Genomic DNA, 25,977 nt, shown 5'->3' with positions numbered 1-25,977 from the left:
GGATGAATTAATCTAACACGTCAAGCGTGTTCAAAAATCGCAGCATGTGTTTTTAGGGGGTCTTCGAGGCTCCGGCAGCCGTTCGTGACCACTTGCGCAAGACACAGGGCTGGTACACAGCACGAATGGGCGATCAAAAATTACTGCTGCGATGCTCGTCATCAGCCAAGCTGCCGCCGCACCTTCCATTAGGGTGCCAAGGTTCGAAATGAGTGCAGCCGACCATAGCGAACGGAAGGTCTTGTGCTCAAAAGGAACGAGTGAAGATGTTCTCTTCGCCATTGTGGGAAGCCTCGGGATTGACCGCGGGGCTGGATTTGTTTCGCCTCACTCAACCATGGCCTCGCCGTACAAGCCAAGCTGCCACAGTGCGCGCCTGCTAACCCAGAAAACTTGGCGGCCTTACAGGCATGCGCAGGACGCGCGAAGCCGCTCAAATCTCCCCAGATGGGTCAGCCATCGAAGACCGGCATCACTTGCCCGTTGAGCGGCTATACGATAATGCTCCGCGCTAAGCAGGAAGCGCCAAAAATTCGAGCGGCGACTTCATTCTCCTATTCAGGAAGGAACTATGAGGCGGCAGACGCGACCATTCACCGTGGAAGTCAAACAAAAGCGCAATTATGAAAAATCCGCACGTTCCATCTGGGGCAATTTCGACATCGCCGCGGCGATGGCCGAAACAACAAACGAAGTCGAGCCGTTAAATCGTCAGCTTGTTGACTCTACTGTAGTGGCCCTTGATGCTGAACCTTTGCACAAACCTCGAGTGGAGCATTTCATGGCCAATCCCCTGGAAACCGAGTCAGCAGTAGTTCATAGCGAACCGGCAGACAAAGCGGAAACGCCAAAACCGAAGACGAGAGCGCGGCGGTCGAGGAAGCCAGAAGCTGAGGCGAGCGCGCCTGCCCGCAAGGAGGGCGCCAAGCCGATATCCGCGACCACTGAAGCACCGCCGTCAGCGCGAACAGGCCGAAAGAGCTACTCCGCGAAGGATCGTGCCCAGAAGCTGGCGCAGATCGAGACCTCGATCGGCGGCGGCGCTACTCTCAAGAGCGCGGTGAAGCAAGCCGGCATCTCGGAACAGACATATTATCTTTGGAAGAAGGCGGCGGCGCCGGCGGCGGACAGTGACGGGCTGAAGGATCTCGTCGCGCTCGAGGAAGAAAACAAGCGGCTAAAGAGCCTGCTTGCCGATCGTCTCCGCAAGGAGAATGCGGAACTGAAGAAAAGGCTCGGGCTGGATTAAGGAGGCTGGGCAGCTGGTTCTTGGCTCGCCACCTACAGCAATCCCACCTGCTCCGCCTCTGGGCGCAGATTTTGCCGTGGCCTTGGGCCGATTTGCTGGATGACCAGCCCGGCTGCCAGCGAGCCGAGATCGCCGCAATCCTTGAGGCTGCGGCCTTGCGTGTAGCCGTAGAGGAAGCCGGCGGCGTAGAGGTCGCCGGCGCCGGTGGTGTCGACCAGCTCGCGGATCCTGGTGGCATTGATGGTCACGGTCTCGTCGCCGCGCACGATGACCGAGCCCTTTTCCGAACGGGTGACAATGGCGATCTTGCAGTCCCTGCGGATCTGCGCCAGCGCCTCGTCGAAGGACGCGGTCTGGTAGAGCGACTTGATCTCGTGGCTGTTGGCAAAGACGATGTCGACGGTGCCGGAGCGCATCAGGTCGAGGAATTCGTCGCGGTAACGGTCGACGCAGAACGAGTCCGACAATGTCATCGATACTTCGCGCCCGGCGGCGTGGGCGAGCTTAGCCGTCTGCCGGAACGCTTCCTTGGCGCGCGGCGGGTCCCACAGATAGCCCTCGAAATAGGTGACGGCGGCGCCCGACGCCTTGTCGGCCTCAACATCCTCCGGGCCGAGCTCGACGCAGGCGCCGAGATAGGTGTTCATCGAGCGCTCGCCGTCCGGCGTGACGAAGATCATCGAGCGCGCCGTCGGCGGTTCGCCATCGAGCGGCCTGGTGTCGAAGGCGACGCCCTGGGCATGGATGTCATGCGCGTAGATTTTGCCGAGCGCGTCGTTCGAGACCTTGCCGAAGAAGGCGGCGCGGCCGCCGAAGCTGGCCACGCCCGCCGCCGTGTTGCCGGCGCTGCCGCCCGAGGCTTCGATGGCCGGGCCCATGCGGCTGTAGAGCAGTTCGGCGCGCCTCGTGTCGATCAAATTCATCGCGCCTTTGATGATGCCGTTGGTCTCCAGGAACGCCTCGTCACACTGGGCGATGATGTCGACGATGGCATTTCCGATACAAAGCACGTCATAGTCCGGCATCAATTCATGTCTCCGCCAAAAACCCACCGGCTTTCTGCCACGCCGGGCGCGGGCGGGTCTGGCCAGTGGGAATGGGCTTTGCGCTTGCCAATCCGTTCGGCGCCAGCCCTCACGGGGCGGCAAGTCCTGCCTCGCGACGCAATTCGTCGGCCCTGTCTGTCTTCTCCCAGGTGAAATCAGGCTCTTCACGGCCGAAATGGCCATAGGTCGCGGTCTTGCGGTATATAGGGCGTAAGAGATCAAGCATCTTGATAATGCCCTTCGGTCTGAGATCGAACAACTCAAGAATGAGGCGCTCGATCCTTCTTTCCTCAACCCTCGCTGTTCCGAACGTGTTGACCATGACAGAAACCGGACTGGCCACGCCGATTGCGTAAGCAAGCTGCACCTCGCAGACGTCCGCAAGTCCGCTAGCGACGATATTCTTTGCGACATACCGGGCCGCATAGGCAGCTGAGCGGTCAACCTTGGACGGGTCCTTGCCCGAAAAGGCGCCGCCGCCGTGACGACCCATCCCACCATAGGAATCGACGATGATCTTGCGTCCAGTGAGACCGCAGTCGCCGCGCGGCCCGCCGACTACGAACCTCCCCGTCGGGTTGACCAGAATTCTGATGCCTTCCGTCTCCAGGTGGGTCGGCAGGACAGGCTTTATGATTTCCTCAATGACGCCCTCGCGGACCGTCTCTTGCGAGACCTGCTCGTCATGTTGGGTCGATACGACGATGGTATCAAGGGCGACCGGGCGCAACCCCTCATAGCGCACTGAGACTTGGGATTTCATATCAGGACGCAACCAGCCAAGCTGTCGTGCTTTCCGGACATCTGCCTGTCGTTTCGTCAAGCGATGTGCGAGCTGGATCGGCAAAGGCATCAGGGTATCGGTTTCGCGGCATGCGTAGCCGAACATGAGGCCCTGATCTCCCGCTCCCTGCTGGAGGTCCTGCCCTCGTCCCTCGTCAACGCCCTGGCTAATGTCGGGCGATTGCTCGGTGAGTGCATGAACGACGGAGCAACGCCGGCCGTCAAAGCCGACAGCCTCATCGTCGTATCCAATATCGAGAATCGTATCGCGCGCAACTTGGCTATAATCCACCCGCGCATCGCTAGTAATCTCGCCAGCCACAACGACTATCCCTGATTTTACCAACGCTTCACAGGCGACGCGTGCCTTGGGATCGGTGCGGAGGATGGCGTCGAGGATGGCATCCGAGATGTTGTCGGCCAACTTATCCGGGTGTCCCGCGCCAACCGATTCGGAAGAGAACACGAACTGCCTAGCCATGAAATGCCTCGTTTCGGGTGTTGGAGTTGTATGGTGCATTTTGCTTAGCCCACCTTACCTGTTGGTGATGCCCGGGACCTCGAACGCAGCGCACAAATCGGCAACGTCTCTTCGCACGCAGGCATGGAGATCTTCGTCATCAGGCCGCCGGAGGACGCAGTCAATGAAGCCAGCAATTTGCACCATTTCCACATCGCGCATGCCCATTGACGTCACTGCTGGCGACCCCAGGCGAATTCCGCTTGTGACCGCCGGATCCCGCGGGTCGCCAGGCACCATATTAAAGTTTGTGATGATGCCTGCCTTTGCTAGCCGCTCGGCATAGGCCTTGCCCGATAGTGGTCGATCGCGCAGATCAAGGATCAGCATGTGATTGTCCGTCCCCCCGGTAACCAGGTCATACCCTTGCTCGATCAGTGCCTGTGCAAGAGCCTTGGCATTCTTGACGGTCTGTTGGCCGTAGCTTCGGAAGGACGGGTTCGCGGCTTCGTGCAAGGCAACTGCTAGCGCAGCGATGGCATTCATATGAGGCCCGCCTTGCAGGTGAGGAAAGACCGCCCGGTCTATTCGTCTGGCGAGATTGTATTTGCTCTTTGTATGATACAGGGCCTGATAGCGATCTTCGTTCCTGGACAAAATGAAACCACCGCGGGGACCGCGGATCGATTTGTGGGAGGTGCTGCTGACCACGTCGCAATGGCGCACGGGATTCGGGTGCGCTCCCGCGGCAATCAGTCCGCTGATGTGCGCAATGTCGGCTACGAGATAGGAGTTCGCTTCCAGGGCGATTTCTGCCATTGCCGCGTAGTCAAAGACACGCGGGTAAGCAGTTCCGCCGACCCAAATGAGCCGCGGCCGTTCCCGCTTGGCTGTCTCGCGCAAGCGGTCATAGTCAATCTGCTGTGTCTTTTCATCTAGTCCATAGGGGACGCGTTGATAGTCAGTTCCGGAAAAGTTGATGGCCCAACCATGAGTCAGATGGCCCCCTTCCGGGAGGGGCAAGCCCATGACTTTGTCACCGGGGCTCAAAAGCGCACGATAGACAGCCTGGTTGGCCGGCGAGCCGGAATAAGGCTGGACGTTGGCATGCTCGCTGCCAAATAGTGTTTTCAAGCGCTCAATGGCTAGATTCTCAAGCTCATCAACGATCTCATTTCCAGCGTAGTAGCGCGCACCGGGGTACCCCTCGGCGTACTTGTTCGTGAAAATCGAGCCGTTCGCTTCCAGCACGGCCGAGGACGCAAAGTTCTCTGAGGCGATGAGCTTAAGGGTCGTCCGCTCCTGCCGCTCCTGTCTCAGAAGCAGTTCGTGAACGCGGCAATCAACCGCGGCCAATCGAGACCGTCCGTAAGTGTCGCGCGGCGCGATGGCGCCGTCGGCGGAGTTGTACATGGTGGTTTCGCGCTCCAATTGGACTGATCTATTTCACGGTCAAGCATGCGATCCCCTTCGACGGCGCGTCTTGTGTGGCTTCGAGCCGTTGAAGGTCTCGTTTGTGATAGCCATCGCCGTGGGGCAGGAGATCAACCAACAGTTGAACCAGCCCGCCGTCCTTACCTCCTGCTTTGAGATGGTACGAGCACCACGGACGTTGTTCGTTGCAGTAAAGAAAGTCGGCTCTGGCCAGCAGCCGGACGTGTCGTACAACGTGCTCACGACGCAGACCCAGAATCTCCGCTAGCTGGCAGACAGTTAGGTCCGCATGCGCGCAAAGGCCTAGGATTCGAAGGCGATCTAGATGCGCTGCCGTCCGAAGGCGACTGACCAGTGTCAGCATTGGGCAGGACCAAGCCACTTGGAAAGCCACTCGTCCTACTGAATTTGTCATTTCGCGTTCTCCACAGATGTTGCAGCTTTCGAACGAAATAATATGATTGCTTGTCCACCGACCGCACACTCTCGGTGGCCGTGAAGATACTGTTTTGAGCCAATATGGCTGTGTCGAACAAACAAGATGGGCGCTGTTCTTGCCATTGCCTTTAGCCGAAATTGCACGCAGTTCGGCGGGTCGGAGAATAAGCCACGGTTCGGACTCCACTGACTCAAACGTTGCAATAAGCCTACCATTCACAGCGAACCGGAGTTGCTAAGAGTCTATGAATTTCCTTGAAGCATCTGTTGCAACGTTTGCGCAGCCCGGTCTTGCTCCCGGCTTGCAGCGGTCAATCTCGTGCAGACTGACCGTGATGCAAAGATGACAAGGAAGGTTCGCTTTCAATCCGATCTTCTTCCTGGCCAAGTGGTTCGTAGTCTCATAGCTGTGGCCTAGACAAAAGCTGGGCTAATCAGCGGTATGATGTCGTTAGCGTGGTTGGGCCACCAGCAGGTCGACGCCAAGATCGACACGCGCAATTTCCCGCGCTACGAGAATGTCAGTGACTGCGCGCTCTTCCTCGGGCGGTCTGGCTGCGCCGTCTAGAATCTGAATGCATCTCGCGCCGACCCGTTCAGCAATGAGCTGTTCGGCTTGCCGCATTGACGGCGAAGCAAGCTCAAGTACGTTTTCGCGCATCTCACGCGCCGCCTCGCCGACTTCCGCAAAACGCTTCTCGGCGAACTGCTCCCTGAAGAGCGCAGCGAGATCATCAAATGTTTGAACTTTGGTGGGCTTGGGTTTCGAGCAAAAATATCCAGTTGCCAGTCCAGGTTTATAGGCAAGGCTGTGCGCTTTGTCGTCTGGCAAGGGCCCAATATCCCCTGGTGAGACGAAAATGGACTGCCGTGCTACGGTTGCTCCAAATAAGAGCGGTCGAAATCGCTGATGTTTGCGATACAAGGAGCCGCATAGAAGACGTTTGACGGATAGCGCGCCTCAAACCGAAGAAGCAGTTCATGCTGACGCGACACATCCCTGCGCATCATCGCAATCCGAAAAAATGGTATCGACAAACCGGGACAATGTCCGCTCGCAACCTCAAAGGCAGTTCCTCGCTTCATCAGCTTCGGAAGCTTGTACTGGAAAAACAGCGGAACCCCTGGGAAATTGATGCGGATGTCAAAGCCAGAATGCCCCTCCTGTATGAGGTTTGGAAAGACCGGCGCGCCTACAGGTGCGGCTGACGATGACCGGATAAGGTTTTCGGTGAAGGCATACCCAAATGAGAACTCCATGTAGCCCACCTTCATTCAATTCTGCTTTCGTGCTGAAGTTTATCCTGGCTCTTTGCCTGGAGCCGAGCATAACAAAAAAAATATGTATACTTGCGAGATAGTCTGAGCTTATCGATTCTTCGGATAGACATTTAAAGAGCTCACCCACTCTTCTGGCTGCTAGAATGGGAATGGGAAGCTTCTAATTGATCTGGGTCGAGTTCCAGTTGATTTTGGTAAGCGACAAAACCTCCTGCGCTATCTCAGCGATTCCCGGCGCAGATCGCCGATAAGTTTCGGGCTTCGCGAACAGCGCCAGAGTGCGTAGCCGATATCTTCAACCGGGGCGGCGGCTTCTCCCTCGCCAGTGTCGAGCGCGATCATATGCGTTGCGCATTCGGCCAGCGCGCCGTCAAGGCGCCCCGCTTCCGTCGCGCTGCCGTAAAGGTCCAGGAACCACGCCAGCGAATAAGACCAGTCGGCAGGCAAGTCCTGCCCATTGTGATCCCTTGCGACGACGGCCACGACGGCGTTGCGGCCTTCGGGCGTGCGGGGCTCTATCCCAAAGATCGGGTATAATTCGGGTGTCGGCTGCTGAAGGATACGCGCCGGCACGAGCGACAGTGCTTTCTCCAGCGAGGGAGGAAAATCCTCCAGTTCTTCGGCCAGTTCGGCAGCTTCTCTCCTTCGTCCCTCGCGGCGCGCTTCTACATATTCTGCCGCAACCACGGCAATGGTGCGCTGCGCCCGTTCAGCGGTGCTGGTGGCAATCAGCTCGGCCGGAATGTCACCATCCTTGATCGCCCAGTGCGTACGGTGCTGTTCGAACTGTTGAATGCCCAGCCGGTCCGCAATTCTCAACACCGCTGACCGGTCGAGAAAGGCATGTTTCGGATCGGGCTCGAAGGTGAAGGCCAGTTCGTGTCCGCGCCGAACGATATTGCGTATGCGGCTGTGCCAGACCACGCGCGCGTGCGGGCCTCCCGCCCCGACTTCGTACATCAAAAGCGCCGGGATTTCCTCCAGCCGGCGCAATGTTCGCGAGGTCGATAGCCTCGGCCTCGGCGCCGCTAGATTCCTTGAACCGGGCAATGGTTGACGTGAACGGCGGCGTTTCCCACCACTCGCCGTGGCCCGAGACAAGCAAGTTAAACATGGCACACCACCGACCTCACGCCGCCTTCTCCATAGACCACTTCACCCGTTCGCCGAGAAAGGCGGCGAACGTTTTCACATTCATATTGCCGCTCGCCTCCTCCAGCCCTGCGAGGTAGGCCTTCCGGTCATCGACTCTGACGACTGTCCAGGGGTAACCGCCTGAAGCCAGCATCGCGTTCATGAGGAACCGCGCCATTCGTCCGTTGCCGTCCGGATAGGGGTGCACATAGCCCACAAGCCAATGCCCCAGCACGGCACGCACGGAGGCCTCCTTCTCCGCCTCCAGCAGGTCGAACAGCTCATTCATACCATCGGCCACCGCTTCGGTACGCGGCGGCACGTGCTGCGAGCCGCGCAGGTACACAGGGTGATTGCGATATCCCGCAAGCGCGCTGGCTTTGAGGATGCCGGCGGTCACTGACGGCGCGAACAGCTCCCGGTACCACTCCCGGTGAGTGTCCCGCGTCAACGCGCCGGCTGGCTTGCCGTTGATGATCGCGGCAACAGAGTCTTTGACCTTCTGGAATGCGAGGTAGTAGCCACGCGCGGCAAGCGCATCTCGGTTCTTGCGGTCCTCTTCATCAATCTCCGGATTCCAGCTCCCCTCGCGCACCCGGTCGATGAGTTCCGGGGTGACGCTGTACCCTTCTATCGACAGCGAATGGTAGGCGTCGCTTTCGTAGATATCCTCGACGAACTTCATATAGGCGTCTTTGTCGGACGGCAGTCCGGGTGCCTTCGGGAATATCTCGATGATGGCTTCGCGCTGCGATTGCCAGATCGCGCGCAGGCGGGCGACCAACGGCGGTACGCCCGCCGCAATAGTTGTCACTCCAATTTGTCCCGCGAACGGATCGGATTCGCGCACGTCATAGCCGGCGGCTTTGAAGGCGGCCACGATTTCATCGGCAAAGGAGTCGCGTCCTACGCGACGGAAGGCCCCCGCAAGCCGTCCCGCCACGGCGGAATGGCCGCCATCAAGCAGCAGGGCCAGAACGGTTGATACGTCGCGCACCGACGCCATGGCGATCTGCATCTCGATAGGGGCGCGCTGGAAGAACGCTTCCGGCACCCGGGTAAGGGCGGCCTCGACAGTGAACACGCGCTGGCCGTTTTTCTCTGTCAGTTCGGCCGGCATCTCCTTGACCTTGAGGTCATAGAGCGAAGTGCCGAACAGCAGGTCGATTTTGTTATTCGTGCCTTTGGGGGTGTTCACCACCACCTGAGGCGGAATAGTGGGCGCTTCCGCGTGCAGAAGCAGCGACTGCTCCGGTGAGAGGAACCAGTCCTTGCCGAACCGGTCATTGCAGTAAAGGGAGCAGAACTCCCAGAAGCTCGCGTACCAAGGGGTGGTGTCTTGCTGCCGTGCCTGCGGGCCGGTCGACATGAGCCAGCCTTTGATAACATCGCGCAGGAACCCGTTCTGCAGCAGCCGCTCCCGGTGGACGCGGGTCAGCTCATCTGATTTGAATATGCGCCGCCCACCCTCCTGCAGCTCTTTGAGGACGGCCAGTGATACAGCGAGTTTTTCATGGGGCTTGGCCATGGCCGTGCCTTTGCAAGTTTTTAGAGCTGTGCGATTACAAGTATATAGTGCTGATAGGCGACAAGTCAATGATGCTGTGGAGTTGCAAGTTTTTTTAGTCGTGCGATAACAAGTTTTTATGCGATAATCGGCAAATTGCGATCGTTTCCATAGCCGCGCGAAGGATCGTTACCCGGATGGGCCGAGACCCAGCTCCCCCGCAGGCTACGCAGGGGCTCGGGGCGAGCCTAGAGCCTGGCCCTCCGAAGCGCTTCGAAGGAGGACGCGCCTCTTTGAAAAACTCGCCCGTTGTGCATCGTGGGTACCCGTAAACGCGAATTCTCAAAGGAAAGACGCTCCTTACCTCTCCCTCCCGCCACGATCATCACGGCCGCGCCCGCGCTCACTACGCCGCGACGCCCGCGAGATCGCTGCACGCATCTGATCGGCCACCAGACCGGGTTGCAGATGAAGGATGTCCGTGACGCTGTCGTGTGTTTGCACCGTCACCGCAGTGACGGCAAGGCAGCTGCGCACGCCCATGGAGGAGAGCGTCTCGATATCGCGCGCGATTCCGGCACCCCCACTGGAGTCCGATCCGCCGACGACAAGTACATGCGATGCCTGCCTCAGCGCCCTTTCATCCGTTAGAATGAGCGTTCGAAACGCAGGATTCCGCCGACACTGCTCTTCTTGTTGGCGTTGGTCCAATTCATGTTGGAAGCGCCGTCCACCTTGCCGACGGCGAAGTTACCGTATCGGCCATAGTCGAGTTCCGCCGTAACTGTGAAATCTGGAAGAAACGCATAGGCGACGTTTGCAGCGACACCATGGTTCTTGAGCTGATCACCGGAGAGCTGAAGGTTGAACGAAGTTGTCTCGTTGAGCTTGTAAGTGGCGCCAGCCCAGAAAGCCCAGTTCCCGCCCCAACTCTTATAGAAGCCGCGACCATGAGCGTCGATGGCGTTCTTGGAGTCGTCGTTGAGCTTGCCGTTGGAACCGTAGCCGAGCATTCCGAACAGCAACAGTTCGTTGGTGACATTGATGTCGACACGGACCTTGGCGGCCACCGATTCGTAGTTGCTATCATAAGCGGCAACGCCGGTGATCGCGCCCCAGCCATGTGTGTATTTCAAGCCGCCGACTACGTGCGGAGCGTAGCTGTCGATTGTGCCGACCACGCCCGAGCCTTCTTCGAGCGAAACCACGGCCGAAAAGCCGTTCCCGACGTCGAAGTAGTACTGAACCACATTGGTATCGAAAGGGCCGTACGGAACCGGCGTCTGGTTGAGTACGTCACCTGCGCCGCCAATAAACATGTCGAAGGCCGACCAGTCCTTACCAACTCGGAGGCCACCAAGCTGAATCCAGGCGAAAGTCAAAGTGCTGTCTCCGTTGAAGGCATAGGGCCGAGAACTGTCCGAAACCGAAGCGCCGCGGTTGCCGAAGTTCATGCGGGTTTCGGTGTAGGTCTTCAACGTGCCGAGTTCGGTCTCCTGGCCGGTCCAAGTTTTCAATGTGAAGCGCGTGTTGTTTTGCCATGTGCCCTGATCCTCACCAGTCCTCACATCCGAGGTTCTTGCGTGATCAACCAATCCGACATGGCCCAAGCCGACGTCGTAACGGACATAGCCGCCGATGCGCACGCAGGTCTCAGTGCCTGAAATGTAGACGTAGCCCGAGCCGTAGACGTCGCAGATTTTAACGTACTCAGTCGGGTCAGGCTCGGCAACGGCGGTCACGGCGCGAGCGTCGGAAACGGCAATCAGTGCCGCAGTTGAGCCGAGGAGGAGGCTCCTAATGTTCATTGTTGATCTCCGTTTAAAGAGTAAAAGGAATGGACGTCAGTGATGAAGTCTTGCTAAGGAAACAGTCGGTAACGATGCACATTGAGTTGAATTTGAGTAGTTTTGATGCGCTCGTCACGCCAGATATTCATCAGAAATTGAGAATATGATTGGGTGTTATTGTTACAAATATGCGATTGTTATTACAAATATAATAATCGCCGAAACGACTCCATCCAACATTTCTGTACAAATCATCCCCGTCATCTCCGCTAGTTGTGGGCGGGCTGTCACAAAGGCTTCTACTGCAAATGACGTGCCATCCTGACGACGCAGCTGCGGCTTGAAGCTCAAGTGTGCCGGCGGACCTTGGTTCGCTCTTCCTTCCTTTTTGCCTTGCGGATCAACCCAAGCACGAACGGCAAACGTTTCGGCTACGGTTCGTCTGTTCGCTTCGCGACAGTTTCGTTCAATGGCGACAGCTTTGTCTGCTGTGAGCCCCGACGTTGAGACATCATGCGGCGGCACCGCTCGGTACGACGCCGTCATTTTGGCGAGCGCGATCATCGGTAATCACGCGCTGACGCGCAGCCTTGCCTCCACCACGGAGTCAGTAGGCGCGCCGGCCTTGGCATTGCGGCCGACCTGACGGTCGCGTCGAGCAGCCTCTCGTCCTGATAGACGGCGCGCCACAGCTAATGCTTCTTGCCAGCAATTCACACAACGAGCTCATCGAGATGCCAGAGATCACTATGGGGCTGCGCTAGCTGGCGAGCAAAGTCTGGTCCCAACGCCGTGTTATCTCGTTGGATGCGGCAGCCGCGCTCAGCAGAATCTACTCGACCAGGCGCAGGCTGAAGGGAAGGGATGGTGGAACCAAACGGTGCGCGTGAGGGTCGCGGCGGGAACAGCCATGGCCAGTCGCTGACCGTCCAGCCAAGACTGAACGGCCGCTATTGCTGAGAAATACAAGTTTCGAGCCCAAAGCGGAACGGACTGACATAGCGCAAAGACACAGGCGAGCGCAGCGGTAAGGTTGGCGGTTATCAGCATGGGACGGTAACTGTTGCAGACCACAAAATATCGCGAGGCCGGCCTGCCTTGGTACACTATCTATCCGACTGTGTCAGAGTTCTCTGGGGCGGTCGGCGCCGAGGCTTATGAGGAATGGCTCAGGAACCTGCCGGCTGACGATCCGGTGTCGCTCTATTTCCACGTTCCGTTCTGCCGATCAGCTTGCTGGTATTGTGGCTTCCCCACCACCATCACCCGCCATGATGCGCCGATCCTCAACTATCTGGCGGCCCTGCGTGACGAGATCCGTTTGGTCTCGGAGCGAGCGCCGCAGACGCTGCCCGTGAGCGACATGCATTTCGGCGGCGGAACGCCGTCTCTCATAGGACCAGCCGAGTTCCTGGCTCTGATGGAGTTCCTGCGACGCCGCTTCGCTCTCACGAAAACAGCTACGGTTGCCGTCGAGATTGATCCGCGCACGTTCACGGCCGAGATGGCCGAGGCCTTAGGAGCAGCCGGCGTGAACCGTGTGAGTCTCGGCGTGCAGAGCTTCGATCCCATTGTTCAAAAAGCAATCAACCGGGTTCAGAGTGAGGCGCAGACGTCAGCTGCCGTGGAAATGCTGCGCCGGCATGGAGTAAGCCGCATCAACTTCGACCTCATCTTCGGTCTCCCGCATCAAACGGTGCAGTCCTGCGTCGAGACCGCGAGGGCGGCGGTCGCAATGCGCCCCGACCGGCTTGCGGTGTTCGGCTATGCGCACATCCCGTCGCTTATAAAGAATCAGCGCCTCATCGAGGAGGCAGTTCTTCCGGGCAGCGCTGCCCGCGCCGAACAGTATGCGGCCGTGGCCGCGACGCTGATTGCCGCCGGCTACCGTGAGATCGGGCTCGACCACTTCGCCTTGCCGGACGACGAGCTCGCGCTGGCACAGAAAACGGGTCGCCTGCGGCGTAACTCGCTGGGCTACTCGGCCACCACCTGCAGAACCCTGATCGGTTTCGGCGCGTCGGCTATCGGCCGCGTCGGCGAGGGGTACGTCCAAAACGAAGTTACACGGGATTCCTACATCCAGCACATCGCAGCTGGCCGTCTGGCGACGTCAAAGGGCTATCGCCTCACCGACGACGACCGCGTGCGAGCCGCAATTATCGAGCGACTAATGTGCGATCTCGAGGCCGATGTGCAGGCAATCTGTGCCGCCCACGGATCTGATCCGATCCGTCTTCTCGATTCAGCTGAACGCTTGGCGATGCTGGCCGAGGACGGGATAGTGGACTTCGAAAACGGTTTTGTCCGCGTACGGCGGGAGCATCGCTTTGTAATTCGCGCTGTCGCTGCCGCGTTCGATGCTTTTCTCGATCGGGATGGCCGTAAGCATAGCCACAGGTGAGGGCAAGCATCCAACCGGAAGCTAAACTCGACGCCCTTGGCCGAGGCCTGTCATGAAGCGCGCGTCAAGGATGCGAAAAGCAGAGCTGATCCGCCTATTTCATCTCATCTTCAATGACATCGACCTCGTGGCTGCCACCGAGGCGTTTCCATATTGATCGTGGTAGGTGCGGGACATCTGGGTGTTTCGCCGTCAGCGCATGAATATCCCCGCCATGTGGTGGGTCAGGAAATCGCGGTGGCTGCAATCAGCCCGTCCATCGATGACAGACCGCGGCCACGCCGCTTCGCGAGGCCCGTCAGGTCGCCCCAGGCCAGGGCAACCAGTTCGTCCACGGGCAGGACTCTCGGCTCGAAGCGCTGCGGCAGGTCCCGGGCGAGCCATCCGGCCAGTGCGTCACGTTTCCGACCTTTGTCTATGAGGGCAGCGCCGCGCCGGATCTCGGCGATCGACACAACCTGATAAATGAGCGGTCTTCATCGAGCCCGTCATCCATTCCAGCACGCGCGCGTCAGGGCTCGGCCTCGTCACCTCGGAGAGGCCATTAGTGTCGAGCAAGAGCCTCACAATGGCAGACCATGCGGTTCATCGCGTAGCCGCTCGATGTCCAGTTCGGCGTTGCGCAGCGGCGATGCGCAGCGAGTGCCCAGAAAACAGCAGCCAGCTGCCCTTCCGGGGAATCGGAGCGGACGCCACGCAAAAAGCGCCAAATCCTTCCGCCGGCGGTCTGTGTGTTTGCGCGCTGGCGGCTTTGGTGTACTCCTGTGCCGTTTCGACGAGGCTTCCAGCCGGACCGGCAGGGGAGGAGGCTTTGGCGGCGCGGCCGGCACACGGCCCACCTCGAGGACGAGATCGACGATGTCGGGCAGATCCTCGGTCGCCTCACAAATCGGTGAGGTCGTCGGGACACCGTCTTCCACTTTTGTTGATCAGCCGCCTTCCTGGCCATGTTCCGAGACAATAAGGCGCCCGTGCGCCGCCGCCTCGATTAACCCAAGACGCGCAAGGATCTTTTGCCGGAGACAACGAGGTCACCATCCTGCGGTGCCGCGTTGCGTCACAGTCGGCATGAGATGTGCAAAGTGGACCGTCGTCAAACGTCAAACAGAGGCGTTGGTGACTGGACTGAACGACCAGAACGGGCTGCTTGCGCCCTTTCGGACTTCACAAAGTTCGAAAATGGCGTCGTTTCAGGGCATAATCGCCGCTTGTCAAAATGTTTGCGACAAGTCCGGTGAAAGCCTACCGAGTATCTTGTGCTTGGGGGGCGGTTAGTTCCGATAAACTAAGCGGCATACACATGCTAATCTATTTGATTTACGGGCCGACCTGCAGCGGCAAAACAGACGCGGCAATCCAAATTGCACGAGAGACCGGATGGCCGGTCATTGCGCTGGATCGTGTACAATGCTGTCCTCAAATCGCCACCGGCAGCGGGCGTCCCTCGGATTCCGAACTGCAATCTACCCAGCGGATCTACTTGGATTCGCGCCCGCTAACCGCGGGCATAATCGACGCCGAGACCGCCCATCGTAAGCTGATAATGCAAGTGGATGAGCGTAGTTCCCAGCCGGGGCTCATCCTCGAAGGCGGTTCGATCTCCCTTCTCAATTTAATGGCGCGAAGTCAGCATTGGGATGGCGCTTTTCGGTGGCATGTAAGGCGGTTGCGGCTCGGCAACTCGGACGCCTTTCTGGAGAGAGCCAAGCGTCGGGTCACAGACATGTTTGTCACAAGAGAAGGACAACCTTCGTTGCTGCAGGAACTTGCGGATCAGTGGAAGGAAGATGCAGTCCGTCCCACTTTGGAAGACGTTGACGGATATCGTTGCGCCATTCGTTTTGCGAGAGAGCACAGCTTGGCAATCAGCGAAATGCCGTGCCTTCGCAAAGAGCTCCAACAAGATCTTGTAGAGGCGATTGCGAGAGAATATCTCGAATATGCGCGTTGGCAAGAACGCGACTTTCCAGAATGGCAAACTGAGTGAGCAAGCCTCCCCGGACCTCGCCTGCGGTGCGGGCACGGTAGCTCCTGAGAATTGCGCTAAGTGGTTTGCTGAAGCAAGCTAGTGCCAGGCGACATTAGGTCCGTGTGGCAGCGGAAGGATTGCTTTCGCCACGGTGACTGCGGAGGAGGCGACATGGCTGCACTGCTCATTTCAGGCATGGGACGGAATGTACCGATGACAAAGTGCTGCGCGCTTCGTAGCGACCGCTACCGTGGCTGACTCGCGAACTACTATCCGCCAGCCCAGTCTGTGGCGTCGTCTCGGCTTTCATCGCCACCGCCTTCGCCCAGGAAACGCCCGAGGCCGCAAGCGTCGCCGTGGCAGTGCGGCACCCGGCAAGATGGGTGGTCATCGGCCCTATCTGATCGACGGGGAGCACCGTGCTTTCGTCCTGGGCGAGGTTGAGCGAGATGCCAACATGACGCTTCATCAATTGACGGCGGCACTGGCTGAACGTGGTCTCCTGCGAGCGTCGGTCGCTTCCTGCACCGCGAGGGCAAGAGCTTCAAAAAAACCGTTCTGCCGGCCGAGCAGCTCAAGCCAAAGCTGATGCGCGGGTGTGCGCAATGGATGCGCTATCAGACCCGCATTGACCCTACGCGCCTGGTCTCCCTGGATGAAACATGGGTCAAGACCAACATGGCGCCGTTGCGCGGCTGGGGTGTGCGCGGCAAGCGGCTGATGGCCCACGCACCATATGGCCATTGGAAGACGATGACCTTCATCACCGCGCTGCGGCATGATCGGGTGGAGGCGCCTTGGGTCATTGACGGACCCATCAATACGCAGGCCTTTCGCGTCTATGTCGAAACCGAACTCAACAAAACACTGAAGCCGGGCGACATCGTCATTCTCGACAATCCCGGTTCTCACAAGGGCCAAGCCGTCCGCGACATCGTCAGGGCTGCTGGCGCAAGGCGGGTCAAGCCCGCGAGAGCGGCAATTTTGTTCCGGCTATCACCCTCTCGTCGAGAACGGCGTGACGGAAGCGATAAAGTTGCGCCGGCCGGCCGCCGGTTTCCGCGGTTGTCTCACCGGTCTCCTCGACCAGCTCCTGCTGCTCGATCAGCCGGCGAAAGTTCGGCTTACGCACGAGCCTGCCGGCAAGCGCCTCCACGGTGCGCTGCAGCTGCAAAAGCGTGAAGACCGGCGGCATCAGTTCGAATACGACCGGCCGATATTTGATCTTGGAGCGCAGCCGCGCAATGCCGGTCGCCAGGATGCGACGATGATCGGCGATCATCGATCTGCCCGAGACCCAGGTGGGCGCAGCGGAATGTCCGGCGCGTATTGCTTCCTCCACCAGGGCGGCTTCGTAGAGCAGCTCATAACGTTGAAGCGCGAGTTCCTCGTTCCAATGGCGGTCGTCAAAGCCGAAGGCGATCGCCGCCCGCCGTCGTCGGTCGAGGCGTGTCGTACTGTCGTCAGTGCCATCCGCCCATTCCATCAGGCGCGGCCGCAATTCGTCCAACACGACCGCCGGTGTGCCGGAGCGGTGATCCTCCCACGGGAAATAGTCGTACCAGCTTCCCCAGTGTCGCCCGGCCGGGTCGCCAGCTTCGTCTTGGTGGGTGAGCGCCAGATAGCTGATAGAGACCACGCGGTCGTCAGCGCCAACCCTGTCGCGATCGGCGAAGGTGTAGAGCTGTTCGATATAGCCGAGCGGCTGGCCGGTCTGTTGTTCCACCCATCCCCTGAGGCCCGACTGCAGCGAACGGTGAGCAAGCTCGAACGGGCCCGAGGGCAGGGCGTTTGCCTGCGGGATGGTCAGAACGCAGGGGGCGCTGCTGTCCATGGCGACCACAACGGCGATTAAGTCCGCATTGACGTCGTTGGCCTTGCCTCCAGCTCCGCCTTTCCTAATCCCTTTTGCGCGTTCGTCCATGGTCCCCGAGGTTGTTGAGCAGAGCCCTGCCGCGTAGGCCGCTGAACCGATTGAATTCCGTTTTTGTCTGATAATTGTCGGCGCGTCAACACCACCCGTCGTGGCGATTTTAGCTCTTCGCAGCTGCATAAAAAGTGCCAACGCGACATCCGTGCTTGGGGAAGGAGGCCCATTGAGTGCGCCGATTCAAAGCTCGTCGATCGACATTGCGACGTTGTTCTCGTCGGCGACAGCGCGGCATAGTTCTCCACGGCTTGGCGTCGACGCTGGGCGTGACGCTGGAGATGATGATCATGCACGGTCAGACCTGCGCCGTAGCGCAAATGGTCGTCGACCCGCCGTTCGGTTCCTTTTGAAGAAACCCGGAGCAGGCTTTCCGGAATGCCTGATAAAGCCCTTCCAGTGCGCCCGCGCCAGCATCATCGCACTCTCACTCCAACACAACCTATGCGAGTCAGTAAATCGACTCGGCGGCACTATTGTTTCAGGGGAAATGAATCTAGTTTCAAAGGGTTCGGCCGATAGGCCGGGCACAGCTGCGGTCTTCACGGCCTTTTTGACATAAACGCGTCGCCCGATTGAGATTATCTTGACGGTAGCGCAGTGCGCCATCCATGCCAGTCGAGATGATCATGGGCAAATATCGAGACCATCGCGAGCCACGCCGGCATCGCTATGACGATGACCCCGTTTCCTTTTCGGAACGGACTTCCGAGCCAAGCTATTTTCAGCGCCCGCCGACCGTGACGGCAGATCCTGTCGATGCGGAGGTATTGTGGTTCACAGTCAGCAAGGGTTTTGGCTTCGTCAAACTGTCGGACGGCACGGAGGCCTATCTGCACGTGCGAGTGTTAGAGGCGGCCGGAACCCGGGATGTTGCCGCGGGAACGCCTCTCAAGATCACGGTCGAAAAAAGTCCAAAAGGTCATCAAGTCGCGCAGGTGCTGGAGATCGGCGATCTCCGCGCGAAAACTCCGTCACATACGCGCGTCGCTGGAGGGACCTTCGTTGAAACCGGTGCGCAGCTGGAGAGCGGGGGCACGGTCAAGTGGTACAAACCCGAAAAGGGCTTCGGCTTCATTGCTCCTGAGAACGGTGAGAAGGACGCCTTCGTTCATGCCAGCGCCCTGACGCGCTCAGGGCTCAGCGTGCTGGTGGCGGGACAGAAGGTGTTTGTCGAATGCGGGCAAGGCAAGAAAGGCTGGGAAGTCCGGAGCATTCGCCTTGCCTAGACGGCGATGCATTGCTCGCCTCGAAGGATGCCGGAGAGCGTCGGGCGGCCGCTCGAGCCCGCGTAGCAGAAACCGACATTGTCGAAGCGCAGCACGCCGTCGGTGACGACGAGATCCCTGGCGCCCGCCGCGTCCTCGATGTCAAGTTCGGCGTCGAGCAACTCGAACAGCCGCGTGCCGCAGGTCGAGGCGCGCGCGAACGAGTTGACCATCAATCCGAGCTAGCGCACGGCATCTGTAGAATGGTCATGAAGGTGAGCAACAGGGCCAGCGTGCCGACGCTGATTTGACCTGCGATCAGTTTCTGGCCACCGAACCAGAGCACCAGGCCCATGGCGGTCAGGAACGAGAAATTCATGGCGCTGGTGTTGCCGACACGGATGTCAACGCGCTCATTGGCGAGATCAAGGCGCGTCCTGCTTGGCGCGGTCGAACTTTTCCAGCTCGTGCGGCTGCGCGGCGAAGGCACGCACGACACGGATGCCGCCGAGATTCTCATCCATCACCCGGATCTTTAACGATCGCTGATGCCCAGATATGGGAAGGTCAGGCTTCAATGACGGGGAAGGTGAAGGATTGACTGGTCGGGTTTCCGGGCCGAGCTTGTCGGCCGCTCAATCGAAAGCGTCATTTGAGGCGCTTTCTCTCCCGCGTGTAACTGGAAGACACGCTCGTCCAGTTCCTTGTCTACTTCCGTGAGACGATGATTGAGGCGAAGGTAGTCGGTCCAGGTCGGCGTTCGGAACGTTTCTGTCCACTGCATAGGCTTCTGAAGGTTGCGCTGGAGCGTCCAGTTCCGAGCACCGACGCGGCTGTGTACATGACGCCGCTGCCGCATGAGGTCGAGGAAGGCCTCGACATTTCTCTCGGCTATCAGATATTCGATCTTGACCACGATCGGGCCGCTTCTCGGCTTCAAACTGAGAGCGACAGCTGGGGCGTCGAATTCCTCCAAAGGATCGGGCTCGGACTCGCGGCGCTCGCGAAGAGGAAACAGAACGCCGGCTGCAGCAACGAGCAGCAGGGCCGCAGCGGAACCCTCTAGCGCCCAGGTCAGCGAATGGTTCTGGGAAACGGTGCCCCACACCCAGCTGCCGGCCGCTATGCCGCCGTCTATCAATGCATAGTAGATGGAGATTGTGCGCCCCACGACCCAGCGCGGGCTTGCCAGCTGCACGCTCACGCCAACCCCGGACCAGGCAGTGACCCAGCCTGCGCCGCCCAAAGCAAGTGCAATTGCCGCCACGACGATCGAAGAGGTCAGCGCCAGGGAGAGGGAGCACGCCGCGCAGGCGACGCAGGAGAGCCTCATCAGCTGTTCTTGCGACAAGCTCCGTCTGAACAGGCTGTTGGAGAGGCCGGCGAAGACCGCGCCTGTTCCGAAACCTGCCATGAGCGTGCCATAGGCGAGCGGGCCTCCTCCCAACTGGTCGCGGACAATCAGCGGCAGCAGCGCGAGTATGGCGATGCTCGCCAGGCCAAAGAGGGTTCCGCGTGCGATCGCCGCTTTGATTTCCGATGACATCGCCGTGAAGCGCAGCCCGTCATAGATGGCCCTCCTCATCGACTCGCGCGGAAGAGGCGACGAGCGGACCTTCCACTTGCAGCGCCATATGGTGGCCAAGGGTACCAAATAGGTGAGGGTGGTCACGGTAAAAGCGGCCAAAAGCCCGAAGGAGGCAACCACGATGCCGCCGAGCGCCGGGCCCACGGTCCGTACGGTGTTGAAGCCAACGGAAAGCAGGGTAACGGCAGCGGGAACATCGCGCCGGTCCACCATATCGCCAACCGACGCCTGCCAGGCGGGATCGTTGAGAGCGCCGCCGCATGCGATTAAAAAGCTGAAGCCGAGAATCATCCATGGGTCGACAAAGCCCAGCGCTACAACAGCGGTCAGCATCGCAGATGCTATCACCATAAGGCAGCGGCCGGCGAACATAACCCTGCGACGGCTGAAATTGTCAGCGAGAACCCCGGCGAACACGGACAAAATGAAAGCCGGCAGGTTCGATGAAGCCTGCACCAGCGCAACCATCAGATCGGAAGTCGAGATGGTAGCCATCAGCCAACTGATGGCAACAGTCTGCATCAACCAGCCGAGGCTCGAGACTTGCGTGGCGAGCCAGATCGACCGAAAGGTGGGCTGCAAAAGTGGCGCAAAGGTCGTTGGTGCAGCCAAATCTTCATTTGATCCAGCCACCCTACTCATTTTGCCAACCTTTGCTTTCCGTTATTGCCGTTTCCCATGTAATCTAGGCTGAACCGTGGCGGCTAGAAGAATAGAGAGAAACTGTTTGCCTTGCGGCACAGTTCCTCGTGATTAAGGGTTGCGGCCGAGACGCATGCCCGAGCCGGCTCACCCCGCCTTCGAAGACATCACCTGGGTGGAGCCCGGATTCTTGCTTGTAGTTTGACGCAGCATGCTTCATCAACGCGCACTTTGCCGAGCGATGCCTTTTCGCGAAACGCGACGATGTTCTTTCGTCGGAAACTCTCTCCAACGGCGTTCGATGCGCTGAGTCTGGCTTGGGGCGAGGTGAGGGCTTGCAGATCTTAGACAGGATTGATTCCTGATAGACGCAGACGGTTGCCGGGCCGCGATCGAAGAGGCGCGCGCCTTGCTGCTTCAGCTTGAACAAAAGTCTCACGCGCTCACACATGCCATCGACGACTTTCTGCTCGATCTGATGAGGCTGACTTTCATTGTTGAATGTTATGGACGCAGCTTTGAACTTTTGGCGCGAACGCTTGCCCGTAGAAGACTGGCAAAGGTCAGACTTTTTGTCGGGGGCGGTGGACTCCGCCAGGGGAGAAATGACACCCAAAGCCTGATGGCTGAAGCGACGGTCGCCCCGCGTTCCGCACAGTGGCGAAGGTAACGGCACGGCTCTTCGGCAAATGGCGCATCCTCATGGTAGCGTCTGGCCGTTCCCTCTGATGCCTCGGCCTCCCACACCTATCCGAACAGGCCCGATCCTGGAGGGTCCTCGAAGCGGGCATGAGGGCGATAGGCCGCGTGGTTGGGGTACCAAGCGTAGGCGCGGTATTGGGCTGGAAATTGGCGATGCGCGACGAAGAAGTCCGAGATCAACTCGTGCAATGGCAATTCCTAACACCGTGGACGTGTTGGAGCAGCCTCATCCTCCTAGTCAGGAACGTCATCAAGGTTATAGGATTGATGCGCGGCGAACCCTCGGAACTCAGGATCATGTTGACATCGCTGTTCGACAGAGCCGACTTGGCGCAAGGAAGCCACATCGTTTCGGAATTGCTTATCGCATGGTCTATCGTCGGCCTAGTCAAACCCTTGGCGCGGCGAGGAAGCGGCGGTCGTCGGCGTGATGCATGAGGGGAGTCGGCCGCGCCTCACCATAGGCGAAATGCAGGAACCAAAGGAAAGGACCACCTGCATGGAATTGCGAACCGCGTCCTCGGCGTCTGAGCCGCGACCCTTGCCAAGGATCATTCAACCCGCGACGTAGAGCTTCAAGCCAGCCTTGGACATGCGAACCGCGCTACCATCGTTGCAGAGGAGCCGTCCACCAGATGGTTCCATTTGTAGTCCGCACGCCTTTAGTCGACATAGCGGACTGGCTCTGGCCACCGGCAAGGTTGAAGAGTGTTCCGTTGTTGCAGTCGTACTTGGCCTACGTGAACCAGATGCCTGAGCACGCGGTCGCGTTTCAGGGTTGATCTACTCGTAAAAAGGAATTGTCTTAGGCGGAAGGCCGCACTTAATACCACTATCCTATTGGCGCCCCATCGGGTTCCCGGATTGAGCAAGTCCGGATCACTATTTTATGCCGCTGCCAGCGTTGTGTCCGCCATGTGCACGCGCGCTGCCGCTGCCAGCAGGTCGGTCTGGGTGATCAGCCCAATAATGCGTCGCTCGGCATCGACGATGACCACGGCATGGCTGCGGCCGTCGGTGAGGACCGGCAGCAGGCTCATCGCCGGCGTATCGGGAGAGGCGGTGCCAGCCTTCGACATCACAGCCCTCACCGCGTCGGTCGCCTTCGTCAGCTCGCGCAGGCCAACTACACCGACCAGCCCGCCGTCGGCGTCGGTCACCGGCAGCGTCCGGATGTTGTGATCGAGCAGCAAATGACGCGCCTGGTCGGCAGGCGCATGTTCATCGACCGAAATCACATCGCGCGACATGATGTCCTCGCACAGCAGGGTGCGGTGGGAGCGCACCATCGCCTGCAACTCGACCTGCCGCAGCAGCCGCTCAAGATCGTTGCGGTCGATATCGAAGGTTTCCTCCAGCGCGCCGAGCGCGGCATCGATATCCTCGGGCTGGAAGCCGACCCGCTCCCGCGCCGGCGGATCGATGGTTCCATGCGCGCTTTTAAGGGCGGGGGCCGCCACATGTGGATAGTTGCGCCGCGACAGTTTATGGATGCCGTAGCCGAGTGCGACCAGCACGATCGAGTTCAGCGCTACCGGAACGAAGGGAAACAGCAAGCCGGAACTGAAGACGGCCGGTCCGCCGAACACCGCAGTTAAGGCGGCGGCGCCACCCGGCGGATGCAGGCAGCGCGTAAACGACATGGCGGCGATGGCCAGCGCCACCGCAATGCCGGTAGCAAGAACGGGTTCACGCACGAAATGCGCCACGATCACCCCGACCAGCGCCGAAATCGTATTGCCACCGATAATCGACCAAGGTTGCGCCAGCGGGCTTGAAGGCACGGCAAAGAGCAGCACGGCCGATGCTCCCATTGGAGCAACTAGCAGTGCGACATGTGGGCCAGACCCGTTCGCCAGCGCACTGATCACGCGAGTCAATGCGATGCCGATCATGGCCCCGATGCAGGCGAGCAGCCGCTCGCGCAGCGTTGCACCGGCAAGGATCGGAACAAAGAGACGAAACGCCATGGCATACCCTTGGGCGAGTGGTCGGAACTCCGCGCTCCGCAATGCAGGCAAAGCCACAGATTTGGAAGTTAAGCCAATTCGGAAAGTCGGCTCACGGGGGAATACTTTTGCGCGAAACGGCCATTGCCAAATGGGTGCAGACATTTTGATCGGCTAGAGAAGGCAGACGGCACGCTGATCCGCTCGAGCGCAGCTAGAGGCCAAGGGCTGCCGTGCCGCGGGCAGCCGGAAATGGGGATGGTCGGAGGTCGAGCTGGGATGGACACTAAGGAATTCAGAGGCTTCGAAAAGCGTGCTGACAATGTGGCATGGCAAGACAAATCAGGCCCTTGTCGCTCCACTTCCGAGGCGAACTCCAGCGGAGTACAGCTTCTAGCGGTGCTTGGTCTGCCTGTCCTTGCCACCATCGGATTCGTTGGCGTCATGCTGAAACGTCCACCTGTAGCCGCTGAGAAGACGACTGCCGCCAGTGCCGTCGTGGAACCGCTATATGACGGCGGCTTGGTTACAGAGCCGGCTCGTGTCGATCGGGCGGGGGAGCCGGATGTGACGTACATGGTCCAGAAAGTGGCCAATGAAGGTGCTGGCATCGTCAACGTGATCAGGTCACGTAATAGCGGTAATACAACCGCGACCACGAGCCTCTCAGGCGTTCGATGAGGCGGGAAAATCGATCGCCGGACCAAGCGCGATTCCGCCACACTGCCATACACGAAACCGATCAGGTCACGTTCCAGGCTCGCCAGAAGATTGGAGCCGAGGCCACCTCGGCTGAACTCTGCCATGCCGCGGGCCGCCACCTCTCCCAGCCGCGGTAGAAAACGTGGGTCAGCAGCGCCGGCATGGGCGAGCAACTCCCAAATCGCGAGCATCGCCATCGGCACCGCAAGCGGCCGCAGATGTCGGCCGATGGAGCGGAAGGGCGGCGGTGCGATGGAAGCGCCGTGCGACAGCCTATCCCGACCTGCAATCGTGATCAGGCTCATCGTGGGATCTCCGGACGCCAGCGTTGCAGATGGTTTCGGCAAGCGTGAGCAGGCCGTGGATCACCAATCCGGTCAGGCCGACCACGATCATGGCCCGAAAGAACGAGTTTCAATTGAAAGAGCTGACGGCCATAGGCCATCAGGTATCCGAGCCCTTCGAACGATGCGATGAGTTCTACCGCAACCAGGGTCTGCCAGCCGTTGGCAAGGCCTTCTCGCAGCCCTGTAAAGATCGACGGCACGGCGGAAGGCAGCACGATCATCGTGAGTTTCGACCAGCGGCTGAACGAAAGGACACGGCCGGAACCCGCCTCACGACGCCGTTGCGCTTCGCTAACCTTCGCCGCCATCAGGCTGGGTAGAGGACTTGCACCTCCAAGCTGTCGATCATGCTCGGCACACAAGAAAAGGGCGGCATTGCTACCGCCCTTTCCGCTGTAAATTGATAGGGGGCTGGATTAGAAATCCATACCGCCCATGCCGCCCATGCCACCGCCGGGCATACCGGCCGGCATGCCGCCGCCAGCCGACTCCTTCTTCGGAGCCTCCGCGATCATGGCTTCGGTGGTGACCAGCAGGCCGGCGACCGAGGCCGCGTCCTGCAGAGCCGTGCGCACAACCTTGACCGGATCGACGATACCCATGGCGATCATGTCGCCATATTCGCCGGTCTGGGCGTTGAAGCCGAAGGTCGGGCCCTTGTTCTCAAGGATCTTGCCGGCAACGATCGATGCTTCCGCACCGGCGTTGGCGGCGATCTGGCGAGCCGGAGCCTGCAGCGCGCGACGCACGATGGCGATGCCGGCGGTCTGGTCGGAGTTGGCGCCGGTGACGGTGATGGCCAGCGAAGCGCGCAGCAGGGCGACGCCGCCGCCGGGCACGATGCCTTCTTCGACGGCCGCACGGGTCGCGTTGAGGGCGTCATCGACGCGGTCCTTCTTTTCCTTGACTTCGATCTCGGTCGCACCGCCGACGCGGATGACGGCAACGCCGCCCGCCAGCTTGGCGAGACGCTCCTGCAGCTTCTCCTTGTCGTAGTCCGAGGTGGTCTCCTCGATCTGCTGCTTGATCTGGGCGACGCGGCCCTGGATCTCGGCCTTCTTGCCGGCGCCGTCGACGATGGTGGTGTTCTCCTTGGAGATCGACACCTTCTTGGCGCGGCCGAGCATGTTCAGGCCGACATTCTCGAGCTTGATGCCGAGGTCTTCGGAAATGACCTGGCCACCGGTGAGGATGGCGATGTCTTCCAGCATGGCCTTGCGGCGATCACCGAAGCCCGGTGCCTTGACGGCGGCGATCTTCAGGCCGCCACGCAGCTTGTTGACGACCAGCGTGGCCAGGGCCTCGCCTTCGACGTCTTCCGAGATGATGACCAGCGGCTTCGAGGTCTGCACGACGGCCTCGAGGATCGGCAGCATGGCCTGCAGGTTGGAGAGCTTCTTCTCGTGGAGAAGAATGT

22 protein-coding genes and 5 pseudogenes are annotated in these 25,977 nt (G+C 59.7%); 8 read left to right on the top strand and 19 right to left on the bottom strand.

Annotation, left to right across the window (positions count from 1 at the left end):
- Positions 1 to 30: 30 nt before the first annotated feature.
- Entirely contained in the window at positions 31 to 282 is a 252-nt protein-coding gene (locus tag NKH78_RS30690) for an MFS transporter (RefSeq protein WP_352884988.1), read from the bottom strand.
- A 289-nt stretch (positions 283 to 571) separates the two neighbouring features.
- Between NKH78_RS30690 and NKH78_RS30685 the strand changes: the two genes are divergently transcribed.
- Positions 572 to 1,249: a transposase gene (locus NKH78_RS30685; RefSeq protein ID WP_352458262.1), complete on the top strand. Its 678-nt coding sequence runs from the start codon at positions 572 to 574 to the stop codon at positions 1,247 to 1,249.
- A 32-nt stretch (positions 1,250 to 1,281) separates the two neighbouring features.
- Here NKH78_RS30685 and NKH78_RS30680 read toward each other — a convergent pair whose 3' ends face one another.
- The 10 genes and pseudogenes from NKH78_RS30680 to NKH78_RS30635 form a co-directional block, all read right to left on the bottom strand.
- Positions 1,282 to 2,274 (bottom strand): adenosine kinase, encoded by a 993-nt coding sequence (locus NKH78_RS30680; RefSeq protein ID WP_352884986.1) that lies wholly within the window; start codon positions 2,272 to 2,274, stop codon positions 1,282 to 1,284.
- Between the two features lie 109 nt (positions 2,275 to 2,383).
- Entirely contained in the window at positions 2,384 to 3,559 is a 1,176-nt protein-coding gene (gene metK / locus NKH78_RS30675; RefSeq protein WP_023679684.1) for a methionine adenosyltransferase, read from the bottom strand.
- A 54-nt stretch (positions 3,560 to 3,613) separates the two neighbouring features.
- Positions 3,614 to 4,951: a serine hydroxymethyltransferase gene (gene glyA, locus NKH78_RS30670; RefSeq protein WP_352884984.1), complete on the bottom strand. Its 1,338-nt coding sequence runs from the start codon at positions 4,949 to 4,951 to the stop codon at positions 3,614 to 3,616.
- A gap of 910 nt (positions 4,952 to 5,861) precedes the next feature.
- Positions 5,862 to 6,242: a hypothetical protein gene (locus tag NKH78_RS30665; protein WP_352691545.1), complete on the bottom strand. Its 381-nt coding sequence runs from the start codon at positions 6,240 to 6,242 to the stop codon at positions 5,862 to 5,864.
- A gap of 41 nt (positions 6,243 to 6,283) precedes the next feature.
- Positions 6,284 to 6,685, bottom strand: a complete 402-nt coding sequence (locus tag NKH78_RS30660; RefSeq protein WP_352884982.1) for a hypothetical protein — start codon at positions 6,683 to 6,685, stop codon at positions 6,284 to 6,286.
- A gap of 222 nt (positions 6,686 to 6,907) precedes the next feature.
- Positions 6,908 to 7,651, bottom strand: coding sequence for a hypothetical protein (locus NKH78_RS30655; RefSeq protein WP_352884980.1), 744 nt, complete (start codon positions 7,649 to 7,651; stop codon positions 6,908 to 6,910).
- Positions 7,652 to 7,820: 169 nt separating this feature from the next.
- A complete protein-coding gene (locus tag NKH78_RS30650; protein WP_023679690.1) occupies positions 7,821 to 9,353 on the bottom strand; it encodes a Fic family protein in 1,533 nt (510 codons plus the stop codon).
- Between the two features lie 402 nt (positions 9,354 to 9,755).
- Positions 9,756 to 9,965: pseudogene (locus NKH78_RS30645) on the bottom strand (bifunctional hydroxymethylpyrimidine kinase/phosphomethylpyrimidine kinase); the annotation flags it as partial.
- Between the two features lie 14 nt (positions 9,966 to 9,979).
- Positions 9,980 to 11,140, bottom strand: coding sequence for a porin (locus NKH78_RS30640; protein WP_352884979.1), 1,161 nt, complete (start codon positions 11,138 to 11,140; stop codon positions 9,980 to 9,982).
- Positions 11,141 to 11,302: 162 nt separating this feature from the next.
- Positions 11,303 to 11,686, bottom strand: a complete 384-nt coding sequence (locus NKH78_RS30635) for a hypothetical protein (RefSeq protein WP_352884977.1) — start codon at positions 11,684 to 11,686, stop codon at positions 11,303 to 11,305.
- Positions 11,687 to 12,185: 499 nt separating this feature from the next.
- Between NKH78_RS30635 and hemN the strand changes: the two genes are divergently transcribed.
- Positions 12,186 to 13,526 (top strand): oxygen-independent coproporphyrinogen III oxidase, encoded by a 1,341-nt coding sequence (hemN, locus tag NKH78_RS30630; RefSeq protein ID WP_352884975.1) that lies wholly within the window; start codon positions 12,186 to 12,188, stop codon positions 13,524 to 13,526.
- A gap of 227 nt (positions 13,527 to 13,753) precedes the next feature.
- Here the strand turns inward: hemN and NKH78_RS30625 are convergent.
- A pseudogene (locus tag NKH78_RS30625) lies at positions 13,754 to 14,093 on the bottom strand (PIN domain-containing protein); the annotation flags it as partial.
- Between the two features lie 733 nt (positions 14,094 to 14,826).
- On the opposite strand from NKH78_RS30625, the gene NKH78_RS30620 reads away from it, so the two are divergent.
- A complete protein-coding gene (locus NKH78_RS30620; protein WP_352515927.1) occupies positions 14,827 to 15,513 on the top strand; it encodes an isopentenyl transferase family protein in 687 nt (228 codons plus the stop codon).
- A gap of 166 nt (positions 15,514 to 15,679) precedes the next feature.
- On the opposite strand, the gene NKH78_RS30615 is transcribed toward NKH78_RS30620, so the two are convergent.
- Positions 15,680 to 15,964, bottom strand: a complete 285-nt coding sequence (locus tag NKH78_RS30615; RefSeq protein ID WP_352452632.1) for a hypothetical protein — start codon at positions 15,962 to 15,964, stop codon at positions 15,680 to 15,682.
- A 119-nt stretch (positions 15,965 to 16,083) separates the two neighbouring features.
- Between NKH78_RS30615 and NKH78_RS30610 the strand changes: the two are divergent.
- Positions 16,084 to 16,449, top strand: a pseudogene (locus NKH78_RS30610) (transposase); the annotation flags it as partial.
- A gap of 7 nt (positions 16,450 to 16,456) precedes the next feature.
- Here NKH78_RS30610 and NKH78_RS30605 read toward each other — a convergent pair.
- The gene (locus NKH78_RS30605) at positions 16,457 to 17,419 is read right to left on the bottom strand and encodes an NUDIX hydrolase (RefSeq protein ID WP_352452634.1); all 963 of its coding nucleotides are present in this window, start codon (positions 17,417 to 17,419) and stop codon (positions 16,457 to 16,459) included.
- Positions 17,420 to 17,566: 147 nt separating this feature from the next.
- Here NKH78_RS30605 and NKH78_RS30600 point away from each other — a divergent pair.
- A pseudogene (locus NKH78_RS30600) lies at positions 17,567 to 17,772 on the top strand (3-methyl-2-oxobutanoate hydroxymethyltransferase); the annotation flags it as partial.
- Positions 17,773 to 18,051: 279 nt separating this feature from the next.
- Complete coding sequence (locus NKH78_RS30595; RefSeq protein ID WP_352884974.1) at positions 18,052 to 18,651, top strand: cold-shock protein; 600 nt, start codon at positions 18,052 to 18,054, stop codon at positions 18,649 to 18,651.
- Positions 18,652 to 18,677: 26 nt separating this feature from the next.
- Here the strand turns inward: NKH78_RS30595 and NKH78_RS30590 are convergent.
- Positions 18,678 to 19,172, bottom strand: a pseudogene (locus NKH78_RS30590) (ABC transporter transmembrane domain-containing protein); the annotation flags it as partial.
- Positions 19,173 to 19,204: 32 nt separating this feature from the next.
- Positions 19,205 to 20,860, bottom strand: a complete 1,656-nt coding sequence (locus tag NKH78_RS30585; RefSeq protein WP_352884972.1) for an MFS transporter — start codon at positions 20,858 to 20,860, stop codon at positions 19,205 to 19,207.
- Positions 20,861 to 21,715: 855 nt separating this feature from the next.
- Here NKH78_RS30585 and NKH78_RS30580 point away from each other — a divergent pair.
- Positions 21,716 to 22,000: a hypothetical protein gene (locus tag NKH78_RS30580; protein ID WP_352530290.1), complete on the top strand. Its 285-nt coding sequence runs from the start codon at positions 21,716 to 21,718 to the stop codon at positions 21,998 to 22,000.
- Between the two features lie 449 nt (positions 22,001 to 22,449).
- Here NKH78_RS30580 and NKH78_RS30575 read toward each other — a convergent pair whose 3' ends face one another.
- Positions 22,450 to 23,532: an HPP family protein gene (locus NKH78_RS30575; protein ID WP_352884970.1), complete on the bottom strand. Its 1,083-nt coding sequence runs from the start codon at positions 23,530 to 23,532 to the stop codon at positions 22,450 to 22,452.
- Between the two features lie 258 nt (positions 23,533 to 23,790).
- Between NKH78_RS30575 and NKH78_RS30570 the strand changes: the two genes are divergently transcribed.
- Positions 23,791 to 24,192 (top strand): hypothetical protein, encoded by a 402-nt coding sequence (locus NKH78_RS30570; protein WP_352452639.1) that lies wholly within the window; start codon positions 23,791 to 23,793, stop codon positions 24,190 to 24,192.
- Positions 24,193 to 24,514: 322 nt separating this feature from the next.
- On the opposite strand, the gene NKH78_RS30565 is transcribed toward NKH78_RS30570, so the two are convergent.
- Together NKH78_RS30565 and groEL are read right to left on the bottom strand one after the other, a co-directional pair.
- A complete protein-coding gene (locus tag NKH78_RS30565; RefSeq protein WP_502899877.1) occupies positions 24,515 to 24,868 on the bottom strand; it encodes an ABC transporter permease in 354 nt (117 codons plus the stop codon).
- A gap of 108 nt (positions 24,869 to 24,976) precedes the next feature.
- A partial coding sequence (groEL, locus tag NKH78_RS30560; protein WP_352884968.1) for a chaperonin GroEL occupies positions 24,977 to 25,977 on the bottom strand: 1,001 nt, incomplete at its 5' end.

It is taken from the genome of Mesorhizobium sp. M0910, assembly GCF_040319465.1.
In the GTDB taxonomy this organism is placed as follows: Bacteria; Pseudomonadota; Alphaproteobacteria; order Rhizobiales; family Rhizobiaceae; genus Mesorhizobium.
Note: the sequence above shows the minus strand (reverse complement) of the source record. Positions and strands in the feature narration are given on the sequence as shown.